This is a genomic window from Saccharothrix sp. ST-888, from assembly GCF_000955975.1.
Lineage (GTDB): Bacteria > Actinomycetota > Actinomycetes > Streptomycetales > Streptomycetaceae > Kitasatospora.
Genome location: NZ_JYJF01000613.1, coordinates 1 through 349, shown reverse-complemented (window position 1 = coordinate 349; position 349 = coordinate 1). Strand labels below are relative to the sequence as shown.

Genomic DNA, 349 nt, shown 5'->3' with positions numbered 1-349 from the left:
TCAGTGCGGTCGGGCTCGCCGGCAGCTGGCGGCAGGTGCGGCTGGCCGCGATGCTCCCGTTGGTCGGGGCGGCCGCCTGCACCGTCCCGGTCGGCTCCTTGGTTGCCGCCCGACTGCCCGAGCCGACGCTGCTGGCCGGGCTGGGGCCTCTGGTGGGCGGCGCCGTGCTCCAGGAGATGAGCGGCGCCCGGGCGCCCGCCGTGCAGGGTGTGCGAGGGGAGTTCGCGGCAGGTGTCGTGAGCGGGGTCATGAACTCCTACGCGGGCGTCGGCGGCCAGGCGTTGTCCGAGGACGCGGTGAACGCGGGCGGCGCGACAGGGGAGTTGGTACCGAAGGCGCTGGTCTACGA

At 75.1% G+C, this 349-nt stretch carries 1 protein-coding gene; it reads left to right on the top strand.

The genetic code is table 11. The features are described 5' to 3' along the window. On the top strand, window positions 1-349 hold a 349-nt coding region (locus tag UK12_RS42180), incomplete at both ends, for a hypothetical protein (protein WP_045307075.1).